We start from the raw sequence: 20,565 nt of genomic DNA, 5'->3' as shown, positions 1-20,565 counted from the left end.
ACCATTGAGTCACCCTAAAAATAGACATCAAACAGCCCCCCGAGGGACGGAGACGCAATGAGTGTGACAACCAATGCCGTGGATCCGGTCGACGAGCGACTGCCGATCGGAAAATTGTTCATGCTGGGCCTGCAACATGTTTTGGTGATGTACGCAGGGGCGGTGGCCGTGCCGCTCATCATCGGCGGTGCCCTCGGGCTGCCGAAGGATCAGATTGCGTTCCTGATTTCGGCCGATCTGATGTGCTGCGGTATCGCTACGTTGATTCAGAGTGTCGGCGTGGGACGTTTCGGGATTCGCATGCCCGTCATCATGGCCGTGACGTTCGCGGCCGTCGGTCCGATGCTCGCCATCGGCACCAATCCCTCCCTCGGGCTACCCGGTATCTTCGGGGCAACGATCGCGTCGGGCATCATCGGCACGCTGATCGCGCCGCTCGTCGGCAAGCTGCTGCGCTTCTTCCCGCCGATCGTGACGGGTATCGTCATTACGTCCATCGGTCTGACGATCATCGGCGTGGGCATCAACTGGGCGGCCGGCGGCGTGGGCAACCCCGACTACGGCGATCCGGTCTACCTCGGCGTGTCGTTCGCGGTGCTCATCTTCATCTTGCTGGTCACGCGTTTCGTGAAGGGCTTCTTCTCGAATATCGCCGTGCTGCTCGGCATTCTGTTCGGCTTCGTGATCGCGTTGATGCTGCACAAGGTGAGTTTCGACGGCCTCGACCAGGTGAAATGGTTCGATATCGTGCTGCCGTTCCATTTCGGCATGCCGGTGTTCGATCCGTGGGCCATCGTCACGCTCACCATCGTGATTCTGATTACGTTCATCGAATCGACGGGCATGTTCCTGGCGCTGGGCGAGATCGTCGGCAAGCCGGTCGACGAGAAGGCGCTGGTGGCAGGCTTGCGTGTCGATGGTGTGGCGACGGTGATCGGTGGCCTGTTCAACACCTTCCCGCACACGTCGTTCTCGCAGAACATCGGTCTGGTCGGCGTGACCGGCGTGAAGAGCCGCTGGGTGTGTGCCGCTGCCGGCGTCATTCTGCTGGTGTTCGGTCTGATTCCGAAGATGTCGGTGGTCGTGGCCTCCATTCCGCAGTTCGTGCTGGGGGGCGCCGGTGTGGTCATGTTCGGCATGGTGCTCGCCACGGGCATCAAGATCCTGTCCAAGGTCGACTACTCGCATAACCGCTACAACCTGTATATCGTAGCGATCAGCATCGGTATGGCGATGATTCCGGTGGCGTCGAACAAGTTCTTCGCGAAGATGCCGGAGCAACTCGCCCCGTTGCTGCACAGCGGGATTCTGCTCGCCACGCTGTCGGCCGTGATTCTGAACGCCTACTTCAACGGCTTCAAAGCCCCGGCGGTCGACGGCCATGGCGAGAAGAACGGTTCGGGCATGGGGCTGGAGGCGCACTGATGAAAACGCTGCTCGTCAAGAATGCCGAGGTACTTGTCACGATGGACGCCGGTCGGCGCGAGATCGCCCGCGGCGGACTGTACGTGGAGGACAACCGGATCGTGGCCGTGGGCACCAGCGATACGCTGCCGTCGACGGCGGACGAGGTGCTCGATCTCAGCGGCCACGTCGTCATTCCCGGTCTGGTCAACACGCATCACCATATGTACCAGAGCCTCACGCGCGCCATTCCGGCCGCGCAGGACGGCGAACTCTTCAATTGGCTGACGAACCTCTACCCGGTGTGGGCGAACCTCACGCCGGAGATGATTCGCGTCTCGACGAAGACCGCGATGGCCGAGCTGCTGCTCTCGGGATGCACGACGTCGAGCGACCATCTCTACATCTACCCGAACGGCTGCAAGCTCGACGACAGCATCGAAGCGGCTGCCGAGATCGGCATGCGGTTTCACGCGAGCCGGGGGAGCATGAGCGTCGGCCAGAGTCAGGGCGGATTGCCGCCCGATCGCGTGGTCGAGCGCGAGGCGGACATTCTCAAGGACACGCAGCGGCTCATCGAGACGTATCACGATGCAGGCCGCTACGCGATGCTGCGCGTGGTTGTTGCGCCTTGCTCGCCGTTCTCGGTGAGCCGCGATCTGATGCGCGAGTCGGCGGAGATGGCGCGTCACTTCGGCGTGTCGCTGCACACCCATCTGGCGGAGAACGTCAACGACATCGCGTACAGCCGCGAGAAGTTCGGCATGACGCCTGCCGAGTACGCGCAGGATCTGGGGTGGGTCGGTCATGACGTCTGGCACGCCCACTGCGTTCAACTGGACGACGCCGGGATAGCGCTCTTCGCGAAGACGGGCACCGGCGTGGCGCATTGCCCGTGCTCGAACATGCGGCTGGCCTCGGGCATCGCGCCGATTCGCCGCATGCGCGACGCTGGCGTGCCGGTCGGGCTTGGCGTAGACGGTTCGGCATCGAACGACGCCGCCAGCATGATCAACGAAGCGCGTCAGGCCTTGCTGCTGCAACGCGTGGGCTTCGGCCCGAGCGCCATGACGGCGCGAGAGGCGCTGGAGATCGCCACCGTGGGCGGCGCGCGGGTGCTGGGTCGTGACGACATCGGCGTGCTTGCCGAAGGGATGGCGGCCGACTTCGTGGCGTTCGACACGCGGGGTGTCGGCATGGCGGGCGGTCTGCACGACCCGGTGGCGGCGCTCGTCTTCTGTAATCCTGGACAAGCTGCGTACAGCGTGGTGAACGGACGGGTGGTGGTGCGCGAAGGGCGTCTGGAGACGCTCGACCTGCCGTCGCTCGTCACGCGTCACAACGTGCTGGCGCGGCAACTGGCCGAGGCTTCCCGATAAGGCGTTGCCACTCCGGCCGCATATTCATGGTGTGCGGCCGAGCGTGGCAATGGGCAGGCGGGAAGTCGGGGGTGGCGCTCCTGTGCATGGGGAGCGCTGCCATGCGGTTCGGCGGGGCGGTGGGGGCCGCTCCGCCGGTAAAACCGGCGGCGGGCGATATAAGGTCGGTGCAAGGCCGATGCAGGGGCGATAGAGGGCCGCTACAGGACCGACGCCCGCTCGTGGGCGCCGCCGACGTTACGGTAGCGTGCGGGATTCCAGCAACGTGCGCGTCGCGTCGGAGATCACGCTGCGCAGCCAGCGCACTTCGTCCGAGTAGTGCGTGCGTTCGTGCCACAACTGGTAATACTGCATCGGCGGGAAGTCGATGGGCGCTTCGAGGACCGTGAGCGGCAGGAATTCCGCGTAATGGTCGGCAAACAGGCGCGTCGTCGTAAAAATCAAATCGGATTTCAGCAACACGTACGGCGCGAGGTTGAAGTACGGAATCGTCACGACCACGTTGCGCTTGAGACGCTCGCGCGCGAGGTGCATGTCGATGGCGCCGCGTTGTGCGACGGAGTAGGGCGTGGGCGCGAGGTGCGGGCTGCCGAGATACTGTTCCAGCGTCAGGCCGCGTTTCGCATACGGATGCGTGTTGCGCACCAGACACACGATCTGGTCGACGAAAAGATTCGAGAGGTGGAGCTGTTCGGGGGGCTCGGGCCAGTTGCCGATGACGATATCGACCTTGCCGTCTTCGAGCGCATGCTCGTAATCGAATGCCGGTCCGAGCGAATGCAGTTCCAGTTGCGCATTGGGCGCTTGCTGACGGAAGCGCTCCACGACCGTCGGCACGAACAGCGTATTCAGATAGTCGGGCGAGCCGATGCGAAAGGTGCGTACCGTCGTGGCCGGGTCGAAATTCGATTGCTGCACCGTGATGCGCTCGATTTCGCGCAGCGCGTTCTGGGTCGGCTCCAGCAGCGACTGACCGTACTCCGTGGGCACCATGCCCGATTTACCGCGCACCAGCAGGGGATCGCCGGTGATGTCGCGCAAACGACGCAGCGCCGCGCTGATGGCCGGCTGCGATTGATTCAGTTTGACGGCCGCACGCGTCACGCTGCGCTCGATCAACAGGGTATGAAGAACGCGCAGCAAATAAGTGTCAATCGGTTCGCGGTTTTGGCTCATGAGAAATATAACGATCCGAATATGTCGGACCCTGTAGTGCATAAGGAAATCATTATGAAGGACAAGGTCGCACGGCTCTATAGCGGAAAGCCCCTATCACCAAAATAGACGGTTGTCCGCTCGTTTGTCGTGAGTCAGGCGGCCTTAGATGCCGTGTTATTGACACACGCTCGACATTTCTTCGCGAATTGGGTATTTTCGGACCGCCCCATCCACAACCCGGCGCAACTTGGGGCATCTCAGACCTCTTTGACTCCGCCCGTGACCCTTTCCATGCAAGCGACGCCACGTCTGGCGCTGACCGGCATCACCAAACGCTATCCGAGCGTGGTGGCCAACGACGACATCGCGTTGAACGTATTACCCGGCGAGATCCACGCCGTACTCGGCGAGAACGGAGCAGGCAAGAGCACGTTGATGAAGATCATCTACGGTGCCGTACGCCCTGACGCCGGAGACATCCGCTGGGAAGGGCAACCGGTGAGCATCGACAGTCCGGCGGCGGCGCGCAAGCTCGGCATCGGCATGGTGTTCCAGCATTTCTCGTTGTTCGAGACGCTGACCGTCACGGAGAACATCTCGCTCGCACTCGACGACGCCGGTCACGATTTGAAGGCGCTCTCTCATCGTATTCGCGAGGTATCGACGCAATACGGGCTGGAAGTGGACCCGGCGCGTCATGTGCACAGTCTGTCCGTCGGCGAGCGTCAGCGCGTGGAGATCGTGCGCTGTCTGTTACAGAATCCGCGCCTGCTCATCATGGACGAGCCGACGTCGGTGCTCACGCCGCAGGCTGTGCAGAAACTCTTCACGACGCTGCGGCGGCTGGCCGCCGAAGGGTGCAGCATCGTCTATATCAGTCACAAGCTCGACGAAATCCGCGATCTCTGCGACCGCGCGACCGTGCTGCGCGGCGGCCGTGTCTCGGGGCACGCCGTGCCACGAGAGGAAACGGCCGAGACGCTCGCGCAGATGATGATCGGGAGGGCGCTCCCGCAGATCGAGCGTCGCGCCCATCAGCCGGGCGACGTGCTGTTGTCGCTGCGCCGGTTGTCGATGACGAGTGACGATCCGTTCGGCACCTCGCTGCATGACATCAATCTCGACGTGCACGCAGGGGAGATCGTCGGCATTGCCGGCGTCTCCGGCAATGGGCAGGCCGAACTGCTGGCCGCGCTTTCCGGTGAGACGCGCGCGCCGCATGCCGACGCCATTGCGCTGCACGACCGTGCCGTGGGGCGCATGGGGGCGGCCACGCGCCGACGTCTCGGACTGGCGTTCGTGCCGGAAGAGCGTCTGGGGCGCGGCGCGGTGCCCAGCATGTCGCTCACGGACAATGCATTGCTGGGTGCGTCCGGCACGGCACACCTCGGGCTGCTGCGCGGCGGATGGATTCGTCGCGGCACGTTACGCAAGTTCGCTTCGCTCTGCATCGAGCGCTTCAACGTGAAGGCCGGCGGGCCGGAAGCGGCGGCGCAGAGTCTCTCAGGCGGCAATTTGCAGAAATTCATCGTCGGACGCGAAATCCTGCAAGAGCCACGCGTGCTGGTCGTGGCGCAGCCGACGTGGGGCGTGGACGTCGGGGCGGCCGCTTTCATCCGTCAGCAACTGCTGGACCTGTCGGCGCGTGGCGTCGCGGTGCTGGTGCTGTCCGAAGAGCTTGACGAACTGTTCGAGATTTGCGACCGGATCACGGTGCTGGCACAGGGGCGTCTATCACCTGTGCGCAAGCCCGAGCAGACCGACGCGCGCGAGATCGGCCTGTGGATGGCGGGAATGTTCCCCGGCGGCCCCGGCGAGCGCGCGGCCTGAATCACCTTGTCATCGGGGCAGCGCCGGGCGATGACGCCCACACCGCACGCACCGACGCCGTCACCGTAACGTTTTCATTGATTTCCAGACACCATGTTCGACTTCACGCTTGAGCCTCGGCCGAGTCCTTCGCGCACCATGCGGCTTGCCATGCCGCTCGTGGCCACGCTCATTACGCTCGCCGGCGGCGTGCTCATCTTCAGCTTCCTCGGCAAGAACCCTGCACAGGCGATGGCGGCGTTCTTTCTGGCGCCGATCAGTAGTCTGAACGGCTGGTCGGAGTTGCTGCTCAAGGCCTCGCCGTTGTGTCTGATCGCGTTGGGGCTCGCCATCGGCTATCGCGCCAACGTCTGGAACATCGGCGCGGAGGGGCAACTGCTGCTCGGCGGGATTTTCGCCTCGGGCGTCGCCATCCATTTCGACGGTCATGGCGGCCCGTGGCTGCTGCCGTTGATGATGGCCGCCGGGGCGCTCGGCGGCATGCTGTGGGCAGCCATCCCGGCGCTGCTGCGCGTGCGTTTCAACGCCAACGAAATTCTGGTGAGCCTGATGCTCACGTATGTCGCTACGCAACTGCTGATCTATCTGGTGAGCGGCCCGTGGCAAGACCCGCACGGGATGAACTTCCCGCAGTCGATCAACTTCAGCCGTGACGCCTTGTTCCCGCGCTTCTTCGGCGACTGGCACTGGGCGGCGTGGCGGGGCACACGCCTTAACGCGTCGGTCTTCATGGCGGTAATCGCCGTGCCTGCGGCTTGGTGCTTCATGCGCAAGAGCTTCGCGGGCTATCGGATGGAAGTGGGCGGGCTGGCACCGCTCGCGGCACGCTACGCAGGTTACTCCGAGCCGCGCGCCGTCTGGCTGGCGCTGCTGATCGGTGGGGCGGCAGCCGGACTGGCGGGCACGGGTGAAGTGGCCGGGCCGGTCGGTCAATTGCAGGCGACGTGGGCGCCCGGATACGGCTTCACGGCGATCATCGTGGCGTTCGTCGGCCGTCTGCATCCGGTGGGCATCGTGCTGGCGAGCCTGCTCATGGCGCTGCTGTATCTGGGCGGCGAAGCGGTGCAGACGTCGCTCCAGCTACCCAAGGCCATCAGCGGCGTGTTTCAGGGGCTGCTGCTGTTCAGCCTGCTGGGCTGCGATGTTTTCGTGAACTACCGCTTGCGTCGTCGCGCCCGTGCGCTGACGCGAGACGCCTGAGGAGCGCGGCATGGACTGGATCAATCTGCTCACGCCGCTGGCCGCAAGTGCCGTGATTGCGGCCATCCCGCTGATGCTCGCCGCCCTCGGTGAGCTGGTGACCGAAAAATCCGGGGTGCTCAACCTCGGCGTGGAAGGCACGATGCTCATGGGGGCCATCGGTGCATTTGCCGTCACTGTGCAGACGGGGAGCCTGTGGCTCGGCGTACTCGCGGGCGTAGCGGCAGGCGTCGCCATGTCGGCCATCTTCGCGTGGCTCACGCTCTCGCTCATGGCCAATCAGGTCGCCACGGGGCTGGCGCTCACGATCTTCGGCATTGGGCTGTCGGCCTACGTCGGTCGTCCGTACACCGACGCCACGATCCCGATGCTGCGCGACATACCGATTCCGGGGCTGTCCTCGATACCGGTGCTGGGACCGTCGATTTTCTCGCTCAACCCGCTGGGCTACCTCTCGGTCGCGCTGCTCGCGGCGATCGCATGGTTCCTCTATCGCTCGCGTGCCGGGCTGGTGCTGCGCTCGATCGGAGAAGCGCCGTCCGTGGCGCACGCCATCGGCTATCCGGTGGTGCGCATCCGTTATCTCGCGACGCTGTTCGGCGGCGCGATGTCGGGACTGGCCGGAGCGTATTACTCCGTGGGCTATCTGCGCCTGTGGCAGGAGAATCTGACGGCGGGACGCGGCTGGATCGCGCTGGCGCTGGTGGTGTTTGCCACATGGCGGCCGGGGCGCACGGCGCTCGGCGCGCTGCTGTTCGGCGTAGTCATGGCGCTGCAATTTCAGGCACAGGCGATGGGCATCCGTATCCCGTCGCAAGCGCTGGCAAGCCTGCCGTATCTCGCGACCATCGTGGTGCTGGTGGTCATTTCGCGCAATCGTCAGACGATTCGCCTGAATGCGCCGGCGTCGCTTGGCAAGCCGTTCTTTGCGGGATCCTGAGCGGGACAACGGTGCCTGACGGTACAAGAATTCCACTGAAACAATCGATGACGAGGAGAGAATCGATGCGACGTAAAGTCCTGATCACGATGGCAAGCCTGGCAGCCGCCATGCTGGTCTCCGCCTGCGGCAAGCAGGAGAACACGACGGCGAGTGCGCCTGCGGCGGCGTCCGATGCGCAAGCGTCGGCGGCCCCGGCCGGCAAGGGCCCGATGGGCGTGGCGTTCGTCTACATCGGCAACCCGGGCGACGCCGGCTGGACTTACGCCCACGAACAGGGCGCGAAGGCCGTCGAAGCGAAGTATGGCGACAAGGTCACGGTGACCCGCGTGGAGAACGTGCCGGAAGGCGCCGACTCGGAGCGCGTGTTCCGCGATCTGGCGAGCAAGGGCAACAAGCTCGTCTTCGGTACGTCGTTCGGTTACATGGACTCGATGGTCAAGACGGCCGCCGACTTCCCGGACGTGACGTTCGAGCACGCCACGGGCTTCAAGTCGGCGCCGAACCTCGGTACGTACGACGTCCGCACGTATGAAGGCGCGCATCTGGCCGGTGTGGTCGGCGGGCATGTGACGAAATCGAACGTGATCGGCTATGTGGCGTCGGTGCCGATTCCCGAAGTGATCCGCAACATCGATGCGTTCACCATCGCCGCGCGCGAAGTCAATCCGAAGGTCAAGGTGAAGGTCGTCTGGATCAATAGCTGGTTCGATCCGGGCAAGGAGCGTCAGGCCGCCGAATCGCTCGTGGGGCAGGGCGCTGACGTGCTGATGCAGAACGTCGACTCGGCCGTCGTCATGCAAGTGGCGGAAGAGAAGAAGATTCACGCTTTCGGCTGGGATTCCGACATGAGCAAGTTCGGCCCGAACGCGCATCTCGCCTCGGCGGCCATCGACTGGAGCAAGTACTACATCCGCACGGTCGACGAAGTCATGCAAGGGACGTGGAAGAACACGCCGGTCTGGGGCGGCATCAAGGAAGACGAGATCAACCTCGTGGCCATCAACGACAAGGCGGTGCCGGAAGCGGCGCGCAAGGCCGTGGCGGCGCGTCACGATGCCATTCGCGACGGCAAGTACGACCCGTTCACCGGTCCGATCAAGGGGCAGGACGGCAAGGAAATCGTGCCCGCAGGCAAGACCCTGAACGACGACGAGAAACACCAGATCAACTGGTTCGTGGAAGGTGTCGAGGGCTCGTTGCCCAAGCAGTAAGGGCCGACGGGGGCGCGCTACCGCGCGCAGCTGCCCGAAGCGATTCGGTGCGGCCTTGTGTGGCAACGCGCTGAGGAAGAACCGCCGGTATTTACCGGCGGTTTTTTTATGGACGCCCGGAGGACGAATGTCGCACTGCTGACAGGACTGTTCCCAAGTGGGAGGGGCGACCGAGGGGCGCGTGACACGCATCGGTGCTAAAATGTCAGGTTTCGTGGCGCAATTTCGTGCCGCCGCACTTCATCTCCCGGATACCGCCTGTGCTGTCTACCGCCAATATCACGATGCAATTCGGCGCCAAGCCGCTCTTCGAGAACATCTCCGTCAAGTTCGGCGGGGGCAACCGCTATGGCCTGATCGGCGCGAACGGCTGCGGCAAGTCCACGTTCATGAAGATTCTCGGCAGCGATCTGGAACCGAGTGGCGGCAACGTCATGCTCGAACCCAACGTGCGTCTGGGTAAGCTCAAGCAGGACCAGTTCGCCTACGAAGACATGCGCGTGCTCGACGTCGTGATGATGGGCCACACTGAAATGTGGGCCGCCATGAGCGAGCGCGACGCGATTTACGCGAATCCGGAAGCGACGGACGACGATTACATGCACGCCGCCGAACTCGAAGCGAAGTTCGCCGAGTACGACGGCTATACGGCCGAGGCGCGTGCGGGCGAGCTGTTGCTGGGGGTGGGCATTCCGACGGAGCAGCATCAGGGGCCGATGAGCAACGTCGCACCGGGCTGGAAACTGCGTGTGCTGCTCGCGCAGGCGCTGTTCTCGAACCCGGACGTGCTGCTGCTCGACGAACCGACCAACAACCTGGACATCAATACGATCCGCTGGCTGGAAGACGTGCTCAACGAGCGCAACTCCACCATGATCATCATTTCGCACGATCGCCACTTCCTGAATGCCGTGTGCACGCACATGGCCGACATGGACTACGGCACGCTGAAGATCTACCCGGGCAATTACGACGACTACATGCTGGCGTCGGCACAGGCCCGTGAGCGTCAGATGGCGGCCAACGCGAAGGCGAAGGAACGCATCACCGACTTGCAGGACTTCGTGCGCCGCTTCTCGGCAAACAAATCGAAGGCGCGTCAGGCGACGAGCCGTCTCAAGCAGATCGACAAGATCAAGGTCGAGGACATCAAGCCGTCGTCGCGTCAGAACCCGTTCATTCGTTTCGAATTCGAGAAGAAGCTGCATAACCTCGCGTTCGAATTCGAAGGGATTTCGAAGGCCTACGATCGTCCGATCTTCAAGAATTACTCCGGCGCCGTGCGCGCGGGCGAACGTGTCGCGATCATCGGTGAGAACGGCGCCGGCAAGACCACGCTGCTGCGTAGCCTGATGACGGACCTGTCGGTCGATGCGGGCAATGTGAAGTGGGCCGAGAACGCGAACATCGGTTACATGCCGCAGGATACGTCCGAGGCATTCCCGCAAGACGTGACGCTGACCGACTGGATGACGCAGTGGGGCAAGGAAGGCGATGACGATCAGGTCATTCGCGGCTCGCTCGGCCGTCTGCTGTTCGGTGGCGACGACGTGGGCAAGTCGGTGCGGGTGCTCTCCGGTGGTGAGAAAGGCCGCATGATCTGGGGCAAGCTGATGCTTGGCCGTCACAACGTCATGATGATGGACGAGCCGACCAACCACATGGACATGGAGTCGATCGAGTCGCTTCAGATCGCCCTGGACAAGTACCCGGGCACGCTGATTTTCGTCTCGCACGACCGTGAATTCGTATCGGGTCTGGCCACGCGCATCATCGAAGTGAAGAACGACGGCACGCTGGTCGATTACGCCGGCACTTACGACGAATACCTGGCCAGCCAGGGCGTGGAAGTCTGACGGCTGACGCGACGCGTCATACCCGGTAGTTCCCGACAGGGCGCTTGCACGGCAGGCGCCCTGTTTGCGTTTACGGTGTGCGTCCAGTCGGTCGTGCGCCGGTGGCTTGTGTTCAAGCTGTGGTGGCCGTGTTGCTCCCTGTGGAGGGGGGCGGTCACGGAGGTTTGTCCGACGGTCGTCTCGGAATGTCGGAAAGCGGGCCTCGGACAAAACCGATTTCATCGGTGCCATGCGATGCCCGATGGCGAGCGGACTACAATGGCCCTTCGCCGTTCATTCGTCGCTATTGGATTAACCGGACGTCAGCAGGAGACATGACATGAAGACTTACGACAAATTTTTCATCGACGGCCAGTGGGTAGTACCCGTCGGGCGCGGCACGCTGGACGTTTTTCACTCCGCAGACGCGAAGCTCATGGGTCGCATTCCCGAGGGCGCGGCGGAAGATGCCGACGCGGCTATTGCAGCCGCAAGCAAGGCGCGTGATGCCTGGGCGGCTACGACACCGGCCGAGCGTGCGACCTACCTGCGCAAGATCGCGGCGGGCCTGAAGGCTCGCACCGACGAACTGGCGCAGGTCATGACGGGCGAGACGGGCATGCCGATCAAACTGGTGCGCGCCATTCAGGTTGGTGGTCCCGTCTATCACTGGAACAAGTATGCCGAACTGGTCGAATCGTTCGCTTTCGAGGCGCGTGTCGGCAATTCGCTGGTGGTGCGTGAGCCTGTGGGGGTGGTCGGCGCCATCACGCCGTGGAACTACCCGCTCAATCAAATCACATTGAAGGTCGCGCCGGCGTTGGCTGCGGGATGCACCGTCGTGCTCAAACCTTCCGAAGTTGCTCCGTTCAATGCTTTCATCCTCGCCGAAGTGATCGCCGAGGCGGGGTTGCCTGCGGGCGTCTTCAATCTCGTGACGGGATTGGGACCGGTTGTCGGCGAGGTGCTGGCACGTCATCCGGATGTGGACATGGTGTCGTTCACCGGGTCGACGCGTGCGGGCAAGCGGGTATCCGAAGTGGCCTCGCAGACGGTCAAACGCGTGGCACTGGAGCTGGGTGGCAAATCAGCGTCGGTGGTGCTCGACGACGCCGATCTGGCCGCAGCGGTCAAAGGCACGCTCAATGCCTGCTATCTGAATTCGGGGCAAACCTGCTCGGCGCACACGCGTATGCTCGTGCCGGCGTCTCGTTACGACGAGATCAAGGCACTTGCGCAGGACGCCGTGGCGCGTTTCACGTTGGGCGATCCACGTGAAGAGACGACGCGACTCGGACCGCTGGCGTCTGCGGCGCAGCGAGAGCGCGTGCAGACCTATATTCGCAAGGGATTGGCGCAAGGGGCTGAATTGATTGCGGGTGGGGAGAGCGTGCCGGCTGGCTTCGAAGCGGGCTTCTTCGTGCAGCCGACGGTGCTCGGGCGCGTGACGCCTGACGCCACGGTGGCACAGGAAGAGATTTTTGGCCCGGTGCTGTCCATCATCACCTATCAGGACGAAGCGGACGCCGTGCGCATTGCCAACGATTCCATTTACGGATTGGGTGGTGGCGTGTGGTCAGGCGATGAAGCGCGTGCGGTGCGCGTGGCACGCCAGATTCGTACCGGTCAGGTGGATATCAACGGCGGGGAGTTCAACGTGCAGGCCCCGTTTGGCGGCTTCAAGCAATCGGGGCACGGGCGTGAGAACGGCGTGTATGGCTTCGAGGAATTCCTCGAATACAAGTCGCTTCAGTTCAAGTCGACGAAGTCGTAGAACCGTTGTCGCAGAAGCGCATCGCCGTGCCGTCGCGGGTGATGCGCGCCCACACCGCCGCTTTCTCTTCCTCGGTAAAGAATACCCAGTTGGAAACTTCGTAGGCGGTGCGGCCGCAGCCTTTGCAGACGTCGTCGAAGAGTGTCGAGCAAACGCCAATGCAGGGGCTGTCGGGGCGGTCGTGCAATTCGGACATAGGGGCAGATTCGGCCAGCGCTGGCTGGGGTGTCACAGGATGTCGCCATTATCGCATCGATGCCCAGGGCTGGTTTCGATTCCCCTACGTCCGAATGTCAAGGGTGGACATTCGGCGCGATTTCCGGTTGATCGCCCGTGGGTCGCCAATCACTATGATGCGTGAGGATTTCTATGCTGCGTAGCTGGCAACTTTTTGCACTGGGTTCGGCGTTCTTTGCCGCGCTTACGGCGATTTTCGGCAAACTCGGTGTGACGCAGGTCAACTCGAACATGGCCACGCTGATTCGCACCGTCATCATTTTTGGTGTGACGCTGGCGATCGTGGGCATGCGGGGAGAGTGGCAGAAGCCCATGACCTTGAGCACCAACACGTGGATATTCCTGATTCTCTCGGGAGTAGCGACGGGGCTGTCGTGGTTGTGCTACTTCCGGGCGCTGCAACTCGGGCCGGTGTCCGGTGTTGCGCCGCTTGACAAGCTGAGTGTTGCCATGGCGATGCTGATCGGCTGGGTGGTGCTGGGTGAGCCGTTCTCGCTGAAAGAAGCCTTGGGCGGTGCGTTGATCGTGGCGGGCGCGCTGGTGCTGGTGTTGTGATGCGCCCGCGGGGCGACGCCATGATGATGGTGTTACCGCCCCGCGGTCGTTCTGTTCGGCGTTACCAGCGGAAAACGCTGTAGCCGATGCGCACCTGTGATGGCGAATGACGGTTGTAGTCGAGCATGTCTTCGCCGTAGCCGGTGAAGTAGCCGAGCCAGATGTAACCACCGGTGCCGGGGATCAGTTTGCCGAGCGGGTAGGTCACCTGCACATCGACGCTGCCGTAATTGCGTTTCATGCCTTTGCGCAGCGTCGCACCGATCTGCCAGCCGTTAGGCTTGCCCCACAGCACGAGCAGATCCATATAGCCGCGGTAGTTCTGGATGTCGGGGTTGTCCTTCTTTTCCAGATACGCGTAGAGCTTCGGCGCCACCGTCCAGTGGTATTCGGACGGGTTGCCGAACGTGAGGATCGGTTTGACGAAGACGGTATTGATGCTGCGGGAGTCGTCGCCCGCCTTGCCGTTGGATTCGTGTTCGATGCCGGCGGCAACGCCGAGCGACGAGAACCAGCCGGCGCGTACCCCGGTGTCCGGGACGTAGTAGAAAAAGCTCGGACGGTAGTTCGAGTCACGGAAGGGCGCTGACTCCGCTTCCAGATCCCATATCGACAATTGCGTGTAGCCGAAATACAGGTTGTCGAGGAAGGACTTCGATGCGGGGTTGTCCGGCTTCAGAATGTGGAACTTGAAACTCAGTTGGAACCGCGCGTTGGCGTCGCCGTTCTTGCCGAAAGCGATGTACATCGGCTCGTTGGACGAGATACGGGCAAATTCGGCGTCGGCAGTGGGCGCGATGGCGTCGGCGGAGGTGGCCGCCACGGCACCCGAAGCGGGTGAGGCAGCCGCTGCCGCACCGATACCGGTGCCAGCGGCGGTGGCCGATGCGCTGCCGTCTGACGGCAGCGGCGCAGCGGCGACCATGGGTTCTGCGGGCGCTGCGCGGTCGAGGACGATAGTCGTGGTCGAGGCGTCCCAGTCGACGGGCTCGATGCGTACGGCACCGCGTAATTCCTTTGGCAGTACGGCCGAATAGGCGACGCGGCGGAATTGCCCGTTGGCGAGCGTCACCTGTGCCGGCGCGATCGCTTCGCGCTTGAGTTGCAGCAGTGTGGGCTTGAAGTCGTCGTTGGAAATGCGCACGACGATTTCGTCCGGCAACTTGATCGTTTTTCTGCCCGGCGTGTCTTGCGTGGCCAGCAGTGTCAGTTGCAGCGGCGCGCCGCCCGTGAGCGCACGAGGTGGTTGAAGCAGCGACAGGTCGGCGTGTGCGACGCCGCTCAGGGCCAGGCAGAGGGCTGAAGCGCCGATCTGGATGGCGCGTCGCGGCGATGGGGCGAACGTAACGAGATTCGTCTTGGGCATCGGTCCGGTCTGAGTTGGCGGCCTCAGGCGGAGATGCCCGAAGCCGGTTAAGGCTCGCCCCGGGTGAGCACCCGGAGGTCGGATTCGCGGGCGCAGCGGTCGCGTCCGCGAGATTTGGCAAGGTACAGGGCGGCGTCGGCCCGTTGCAGCCACGCATTGTCGTCGTCTCCCTCATGCCACTGGGCGACGCCGGCACTTATCGTGAACTGTAGCGCCCGGCCATCGACATTGATGCGTGCTGCACGAACGGCTTCGCGCAGGCGCTCTGCGGCGTCGAAGGCTCGTGCCTCGATGGCGCCACTCAGGATAATAGCGAATTCTTCGCCGCCCAAACGACCGCAGATGTCATCTTCGCGTAACGATTCGTGACAAAGCCGCACGAATGTGGCCAGTACCGTGTCGCCAAGCGCATGGCCCCACGTGTCGTTGATCTGCTTGAAATGGTCGAGATCGACGAGGATGACGCTGGTCGGCACGTCGGCGGCATCGGCCTGAATGACTTCGGCGCGCAGGCGCTTGAGGAAGTGTCCGCGAGACAGCGCGCCCGTGAGGGCGTCGTACTTGACCTCATGTTCCAGCGCGGCGTTCTTGGCGAGCGTATTGGTCAGTTGCAGCTTTTCGCGGCGCAGATAGCGAACGAGCAGGTACGACGCACCGGCGAGGCTGAGCAGCAACGCGAATACCAGCGCAGCATAACGGCGACGTTCCACGGAGAGGCTGCCGAGCGTGGGTGCTTCGCTCATGGTGTAGATCACCATTTCGCCGTCCGATGAGGCCTCGGCTTCGAGCAGATACGGCTGATTGTCCGGGCGCACCCGCACCAGTCGTGCGTTGTGTGTGGTTTCTTCGTCGTCCGGGGTCAGTCGCAAAAAGTCCGGCGTGCCGGGCGCAAGGTCGTAGCTCTCGATGGGAACGACCGTGAAGTCCTCTTGCAGGTAAAGGTGGCGACGTTCCGTGCGTGAGAGTTTGAACACGGCGGCACCGGGCACCGCGAGGCCGGTGAAGGTCGGGTCGTTGGCGAGCACGATCACGCCGTTGGTGTCGGTGATGAACGACGCGCCGCTGTCGACCCAATGCGACAGGCGTCGGATACCGAGCTTCACGACCACCACGCCGACGAGCATGCCGTCCTGATAGACGGGGGCGGTGAAGTAGATGCCGGGGAGTCCCGTCTTGCGGCCTGTCACGTACTGCTGGCCTGAGCCGCCGAGCACGGCGGCATTGAAGTACGCGCGGTCACCGTAACGATCGCCGATCAGCGGATTCGACGAGTTGAAGTCGCTTGACGCGATCGTAATGCCATCGGGGGTGCCCAGCCAGACGAGGTCCGCGCCGAAATACAACTGCGCCGCGCGCAGCAGTTCGTTGACCGGCTTGAGTACCGGATCGGCTAGCAGCGTCTCGCGAGCCTTTTCCTGTGGAACGTTCGTGAGCGGGTGCGTGGCAATCGTTCTGGCCGCCTGCTGGAGCTGCTCGATCTGGGCCAGCACTTGCGGAATGCCCCGGATCAGGATCAGGTCCTGGTTGACTGTGTGAACGGTACCGTGCGCGAGCCGGGTGGCAATGCTGCGTTCCTCATACAGCAGACGTGCCGCACGATTCGCGACGAGCTGGTCGGCGGCGAAGCGCGCCAGCGCCCAGGCGATGAGAACGCAGACGAGGACGGCCAGACCGCGCACGAAAGCGGACGCGGCATGGTGACGGTTGAGAAGAGCGTAGACCAACGGCTGGTGCGGTTGCTGACGCGATTACAGGCGCCCGTGCCAGTCTCGAATGAACGTCTCGATGTGCCCGGGCGGTAAGGGACGCGTGCAATGATACCCCTGCCACGCATGACAGCCCAGCGACGCGAGTGCATCGCGTTGCGCACTGGTCTCCACGCCTTCGGCCACGGTCTCGATTTCGAGCTTGCGGGCGATGGCGATAATCGCGCGAATCAGCTCCGTGTCGTAGCCACCGAGCAGGACCCCGGCCACGAACTGGTAATCGATCTTGACCGTGCCGAACGGCCAGCGCTTCAGACGCACGAAGCTGGAGTAGCCCGTGCCGAAGTCGTCGAGCGACAGACGAACGCCCATCGCCACGAGCTCGTTCATCAGCGTGGCGGCTTCGTCGAGATGCGAGATCAGCGATGATTCCGTAATCTCGATCTCCAGCTTGTCCGGCGGCACACGGTGGTGCTTGAGGGCGTAGCGAACCGTTTCGAGCGTCTGGACGCGCATTTGCTGCGCCGACAGGTTCACGGCCACGCGCGGGTATTCTTCGCCGTCGGTGTGCCACTTATCGAGCTGACGACAGGCTTCGTGCAATGTCCAGTCGCCGATCGGACCGATGACGTCGCAGCGCTCGGCGGCCGGAATGAATTCGCCCGGCATGATGAGTTCGTCGTCGCGCTGCCAGCGGATCAGGGCTTCCAGCCCGGTCAGCCGGTGGGTTCGCATGTCGATCTGCGGCTGGTAGTGCAGGCGAAACTCCGAGTCCGACAGGGCGCGTCCGATGGCGCTGCGCCAGTAATGCTCGTTGCCTGCGTCGTCGGGCGGCGCGATGCCCTCGGTCGGTGCGGAAGGGGCTTCGGTGACGAGAAAACGCGAGGCGCTCTCCCGAATGGCCTGATCGGCGATATCCGAGGTGTGCTCCAGCAGCGTTGCCGGCCATACCGGCACCTGAGGGAGGTGCGTCACGCCAGCCGAAATGATGGGGTAGAGCAATCCGTTGCCGCACGGAACCGGTGATTCGCCCGCGCGGATGAAGCGTCGCGTGATCTGCACGGCGGCCTCGCGGCTGCCGAGGTCGCGCAGCAGAATGGCGATCTGTTGATCCGATACGCGGCCGATGAGGTCGCGACGGCGAATGCGCGAGCCAATGCGAAACGCCACCGTCGCGAGCAGATCGGCGTCGGAGATGGCGGATTGGCTGGTCGCCGTGCGTTGACCCCGGCCCACGTGCAGCACGATGAGCGCGCTGTGACTGTTGGGCGGACTCGGGGTACGCAACTCAAGGCTGAGGGCGCGCAATAGCCGCTGGCGGTCCAGCAGCAGATCGGCGAGGACGACTTGCCGTCGCAGCGCGTTCGTATCGTTCATCTCGGCAGGCAGGCAGACGTCGCCCGAACGGTTGAACGTTTGTCACCGCCGCGTTTAACCAAGGCAGTGACGACGATGCGGCCGATGAGGCGGCCAGCGAGGCCCCCGAGCAGGAAAAGCCCACGCGTCGAACAGGTCGTGCCGCCAGAAAACCCTTGAATCATGTTCTGCATAAGACGCGTAAATGTGTCGGCCGGACGGCTCGGAGACTGTGCGCCAACGGCACACGGCGATTCCTGACTTTCCGGCAGACCGCGCGCAAGGCGTGGCCCGACTAGATGCTCGTGCCCGGTTGCGAGACCGGGTCCTTTGACCTTTAACGGCACCCGCTTTTGAAAATTGAGTGCGGGTTTCACCTATGGTCCGATCAGCGCGGACGCGCAAACCACTCGCGCCCTTTCAGCATGAAGTCCCAATAAACCTTTGGCAGCACGTACTTTTTCAGTACCCAGGCAAAACGGTTGGCGTGTGTGCCATCGATCGGGAATGTAGGGAGAAGTTTCCCGCCATAGCCGAATTCCGCCAGCACGATCTTGCCATGCTCCACCGTGAGCGGACAGGCGCCATATCCGTCGTAATGCAATGAAAGTGGGCGGCCGTCCATCGTCGCGAGCAGATTCTCTGCGACGACGACCGCTTGCTTGCGCGCCGCTGCGGCCGTCTTGGCGTTGGGGGCCGAGATGGCGTCGCCGAGTCCGAACACGTTGGCATAGCGTGCGTGACGCAGCGTTGCCGGATCGACTTCACACCAGCCCGCAGCATCGGCCAGCGGACTCGCGCGCAACACGTCCGGTGCACTCTGCGGCGGAACGACATGCAGCAGGTCGAAAGGCTTGTCGACGAATTGCGATTGCCCATCGGCATCGAAGATTTCGAAGCGTGCAACGCGACGCTCGCCGTCTACCGCGCGCAGATGCGACAGATGGTTCAGCGAGATGCGATATCGCTGCACGTATTCCATCAGTGCCGGGACGTAATCCTTCACGCCGAACAGGGCCGGGGCCACCAGATGAAACTCGATATTGGTCTTGTCGAGCACACTGTTCTGGCGCCAGGTATCGGCCGACAGATACATCGCCTTTTGCGGTGCGCCAGCGCATTTGATCGGCATCGGCGGTTGCGTGAACAGCGCGTTTCCGCCCTTGAATTCGCGGACCAGCGACCAGGTGTACGGCGCCAGATCGAAACGATAGTTAGACGTCACGCCGTTGCGACCGAGCGTTTCGCTGAGGCCGTCGATAGCCTCCCAATTCAATTGCAGGCCGGGCGCGACAATAAGAAACCGATAGGCGAGGCGGCGACCATCCGAGAGCAGCACTTGCTGATGGTCGGGTGCGAACGCGGTGATCGCGGCCTGAATCCAGTTCACGCCCTCGGGAATGACGCTCGACATCGGGCGCGCAGTGCGCGCGGCGTCGAATTCGCCTGCGCCGACGAGCGTCCATGCCGGCTGGTAGTAATGCGTGTCGGTCGGATCCACGATCGTGATCGAGAGCGACGGACGACGGCGTCGCAAGCTCGCGGCGACAGAGATGCCTGCGGCACCTGCGCCCATGATGACGATGTCGGCGCTACTTTGCGTCGCGGGTGCTGGCGTAGCGGATACATCGCTGGACATAAGGTCTCCGGCAAAAGAGATAAGCAAGAAATAAAACGGATTACGACATATCGATGCGCATTCGGCGCATGTTCGATGGGCATTCGTTGTCTATCCGATGCGCGTCCCGCTCGAAGTGCAACGTCTCACGTGACGTAGTCACAGCAGCGGATACGAGATGTGCGGGACATTGTATAGAAACTATGTCGTTTTGCCCTTGTTTTCGCGGGGCAAACGGTGATTTCGCGGCGATCTCGGCACGCGTTTTCACAAATCGCCATCACTTCGCTGAGTCGTTCAAAACGCGAAGGCTTGAAGGCTTGCGAAGTGTGAGAGGACGGGGGGGATAAAAATCGCATCGAGTGTGCGATCGTCGGCGAGGCGACAAGGGCTGATGGAAAACGCCGGGCCATGTTTGCACATCGCCCGGCGGACCTCGCGAGTCATCCGTTTTGGCAGTGCCGGATCAAGCGGGCGACGACTTCGGCGTCACGCATGAAGACCGTTGTGTTCGCAGTGAACTTCAATCGGGTCGGCATCGCTGTGACAGGCGCAGGCTTCGCCGTGCGCGCCTTGCATGAGGGCGCGAAGAATGCCGCAATCGCTCGTCTCGTGACGGCTTTGGCATTGCGCTTGCAGATGCAGTAATTGCTGCTCGAGCGCCTGCAATTCGTGGATGCGGGTGTGCACGCGTGCCAGATGCGCTTCGATGAGTTGATTTGCGTCTTCGCACGTCACGTTCGTATCGTGCGCCAGTTCGCCGAGACGTTTGGCGTCGGCCAGCGGCATGTCGAGCGAGCGACAGTGACGGATGAAGCGCAGCGCTTCCAGATGCTCGTCACCGTAGGTGCGATATCCGGCGTCGGTACGGGGCGGGGGCGGCAGCATGCCGGCCCGCTCGTAATAGCGGATGGTTTCGACATCGGTGCCTGCCGCGCGGGCGAGTTCTCCGATCTTCATGCTTGACTCCGTAGTCACTACAGGGTTTTGAAT

The 20,565-nt window shown here is 63.0% G+C and carries 16 protein-coding genes; 9 read left to right on the top strand and 7 right to left on the bottom strand.

All coding sequences use genetic code 11. From position 1 onward, the window contains the following. Positions 1-63: 63 nt before the first annotated feature. Both C5N93_RS25095 and C5N93_RS25090 read left to right on the top strand, forming a co-directional pair. Positions 64-1,425, top strand: a complete 1,362-nt coding sequence (locus C5N93_RS25095) for a nucleobase:cation symporter-2 family protein (protein ID WP_281354632.1) — start codon at positions 64-66, stop codon at positions 1,423-1,425. Continuing rightward, positions 1,425-2,783 (top strand): 8-oxoguanine deaminase, encoded by a 1,359-nt coding sequence (locus tag C5N93_RS25090; protein WP_242561373.1) that lies wholly within the window; start codon positions 1,425-1,427, stop codon positions 2,781-2,783. The genes C5N93_RS25095 and C5N93_RS25090 overlap by 1 nt, the downstream gene beginning before the upstream one ends. Positions 2,784-3,020: 237 nt before the next feature. On the opposite strand, the gene C5N93_RS25085 is transcribed toward C5N93_RS25090, so the two are convergent. Further along, positions 3,021-3,959 (bottom strand): LysR substrate-binding domain-containing protein, encoded by a 939-nt coding sequence (locus tag C5N93_RS25085; protein ID WP_069344468.1) that lies wholly within the window; start codon positions 3,957-3,959, stop codon positions 3,021-3,023. A gap of 273 nt (positions 3,960-4,232) precedes the next feature. Here C5N93_RS25085 and C5N93_RS25080 point away from each other — a divergent pair, with 273 nt between their 5' ends. The 6 genes from C5N93_RS25080 to C5N93_RS25055 all read left to right on the top strand — a co-directional run bounded on the left by C5N93_RS25080 (position 4,233) and on the right by C5N93_RS25055 (position 12,734). Next, the gene (locus C5N93_RS25080) at positions 4,233-5,771 is read left to right on the top strand and encodes an ABC transporter ATP-binding protein (RefSeq protein ID WP_242561372.1); all 1,539 of its coding nucleotides are present in this window, start codon (positions 4,233-4,235) and stop codon (positions 5,769-5,771) included. Between the two features lie 93 nt (positions 5,772-5,864). Continuing rightward, positions 5,865-6,971: an ABC transporter permease gene (locus C5N93_RS25075; RefSeq protein WP_069344467.1), complete on the top strand. Its 1,107-nt coding sequence runs from the start codon at positions 5,865-5,867 to the stop codon at positions 6,969-6,971. Positions 6,972-6,981: 10 nt separating this feature from the next. After that, a complete protein-coding gene (locus C5N93_RS25070; protein ID WP_242561371.1) occupies positions 6,982-7,911 on the top strand; it encodes an ABC transporter permease in 930 nt (309 codons plus the stop codon). Between the two features lie 65 nt (positions 7,912-7,976). Then, entirely contained in the window at positions 7,977-9,125 is a 1,149-nt protein-coding gene (locus C5N93_RS25065; RefSeq protein ID WP_242561370.1) for a BMP family ABC transporter substrate-binding protein, read from the top strand. A gap of 260 nt (positions 9,126-9,385) precedes the next feature. Further along, a complete protein-coding gene (locus C5N93_RS25060; RefSeq protein ID WP_242561369.1) occupies positions 9,386-10,981 on the top strand; it encodes an ABC-F family ATPase in 1,596 nt (531 codons plus the stop codon). A gap of 319 nt (positions 10,982-11,300) precedes the next feature. Next, a complete protein-coding gene (locus C5N93_RS25055) occupies positions 11,301-12,734 on the top strand; it encodes an aldehyde dehydrogenase family protein (RefSeq protein ID WP_242561368.1) in 1,434 nt (477 codons plus the stop codon). On the opposite strand, the gene C5N93_RS25050 is transcribed toward C5N93_RS25055, so the two are convergent. Next, positions 12,715-12,930 carry a DUF1289 domain-containing protein gene (locus tag C5N93_RS25050; protein ID WP_150720044.1) on the bottom strand — a complete coding sequence of 72 codons (216 nt, stop codon included), beginning with the start codon at positions 12,928-12,930 and terminating at the stop codon, positions 12,715-12,717. The two genes, C5N93_RS25055 and C5N93_RS25050, sit on opposite strands and share 20 nt — an antisense overlap. A 173-nt stretch (positions 12,931-13,103) precedes the next feature. Between C5N93_RS25050 and C5N93_RS25045 the strand changes: the two genes are divergently transcribed. Beyond that, on the top strand, positions 13,104-13,526 hold the full coding sequence (locus tag C5N93_RS25045) for an EamA family transporter (RefSeq protein ID WP_242561367.1): 423 nt from the start codon (positions 13,104-13,106) through the stop codon (positions 13,524-13,526). A 61-nt stretch (positions 13,527-13,587) separates the two neighbouring features. Here the strand turns inward: C5N93_RS25045 and C5N93_RS25040 are convergent, their stop codons facing one another. The 5 genes from C5N93_RS25040 to C5N93_RS25020 form a co-directional block, all read right to left on the bottom strand. Next, on the bottom strand, positions 13,588-14,892 hold the full coding sequence (locus C5N93_RS25040) for a phospholipase A (RefSeq protein WP_242561366.1): 1,305 nt from the start codon (positions 14,890-14,892) through the stop codon (positions 13,588-13,590). A gap of 47 nt (positions 14,893-14,939) precedes the next feature. Continuing rightward, positions 14,940-16,616, bottom strand: a complete 1,677-nt coding sequence (locus C5N93_RS25035; RefSeq protein WP_242561365.1) for a sensor domain-containing diguanylate cyclase — start codon at positions 16,614-16,616, stop codon at positions 14,940-14,942. Between the two features lie 24 nt (positions 16,617-16,640). Further along, on the bottom strand, positions 16,641-17,975 hold the full coding sequence (locus C5N93_RS25030; protein WP_139133320.1) for a GGDEF domain-containing phosphodiesterase: 1,335 nt from the start codon (positions 17,973-17,975) through the stop codon (positions 16,641-16,643). Between the two features lie 367 nt (positions 17,976-18,342). Continuing rightward, a complete protein-coding gene (locus tag C5N93_RS25025) occupies positions 18,343-19,593 on the bottom strand; it encodes an FAD/NAD(P)-binding oxidoreductase (RefSeq protein WP_242561364.1) in 1,251 nt (416 codons plus the stop codon). Between the two features lie 468 nt (positions 19,594-20,061). After that, complete coding sequence (locus tag C5N93_RS25020) at positions 20,062-20,532, bottom strand: Cd(II)/Pb(II)-responsive transcriptional regulator (protein ID WP_069343875.1); 471 nt, start codon at positions 20,530-20,532, stop codon at positions 20,062-20,064. Positions 20,533-20,565 lie beyond the last annotated feature (33 nt).

Source organism: Pandoraea sp. LA3 (assembly GCF_022696215.1).
Lineage (GTDB): Bacteria > Pseudomonadota > Gammaproteobacteria > Burkholderiales > Burkholderiaceae > Pandoraea > Pandoraea capi.
The sequence above is the reverse complement of the archived record's forward strand: the minus strand, read 5'-3'. Positions and strand labels throughout refer to the sequence as shown.

What these genes read in the sequence shown, in the direction of transcription:
- C5N93_RS25090 (WP_242561373.1), top strand. Translation starts at nt 1,425, where the DNA reads ATGAAAACGCTGCTCGTCAAGAATGCCGAGGTACTTGTCACGATGGAC.
- C5N93_RS25085 (WP_069344468.1), bottom strand. Translation starts at nt 3,959, where the DNA reads ATGAGCCAAAACCGCGAACCGATTGACACTTATTTGCTGCGCGTTCTT.
- C5N93_RS25080 (WP_242561372.1), top strand. Translation starts at nt 4,233, where the DNA reads ATGCAAGCGACGCCACGTCTGGCGCTGACCGGCATCACCAAACGCTAT.
- C5N93_RS25075 (WP_069344467.1), top strand. Translation starts at nt 5,865, where the DNA reads ATGTTCGACTTCACGCTTGAGCCTCGGCCGAGTCCTTCGCGCACCATG.
- C5N93_RS25070 (WP_242561371.1), top strand. Translation starts at nt 6,982, where the DNA reads ATGGACTGGATCAATCTGCTCACGCCGCTGGCCGCAAGTGCCGTGATT.
- C5N93_RS25065 (WP_242561370.1), top strand. Translation starts at nt 7,977, where the DNA reads ATGCGACGTAAAGTCCTGATCACGATGGCAAGCCTGGCAGCCGCCATG.
- C5N93_RS25055 (WP_242561368.1), top strand. Translation starts at nt 11,301, where the DNA reads ATGAAGACTTACGACAAATTTTTCATCGACGGCCAGTGGGTAGTACCC.
- C5N93_RS25050 (WP_150720044.1), bottom strand. Translation starts at nt 12,930, where the DNA reads ATGTCCGAATTGCACGACCGCCCCGACAGCCCCTGCATTGGCGTTTGC.
- C5N93_RS25045 (WP_242561367.1), top strand. Translation starts at nt 13,104, where the DNA reads ATGCTGCGTAGCTGGCAACTTTTTGCACTGGGTTCGGCGTTCTTTGCC.
- C5N93_RS25040 (WP_242561366.1), bottom strand. Translation starts at nt 14,892, where the DNA reads ATGCCCAAGACGAATCTCGTTACGTTCGCCCCATCGCCGCGACGCGCC.
- C5N93_RS25030 (WP_139133320.1), bottom strand. Translation starts at nt 17,975, where the DNA reads ATGAACGATACGAACGCGCTGCGACGGCAAGTCGTCCTCGCCGATCTG.
- C5N93_RS25025 (WP_242561364.1), bottom strand. Translation starts at nt 19,593, where the DNA reads ATGTCCAGCGATGTATCCGCTACGCCAGCACCCGCGACGCAAAGTAGC.
- C5N93_RS25020 (WP_069343875.1), bottom strand. Translation starts at nt 20,532, where the DNA reads ATGAAGATCGGAGAACTCGCCCGCGCGGCAGGCACCGATGTCGAAACC.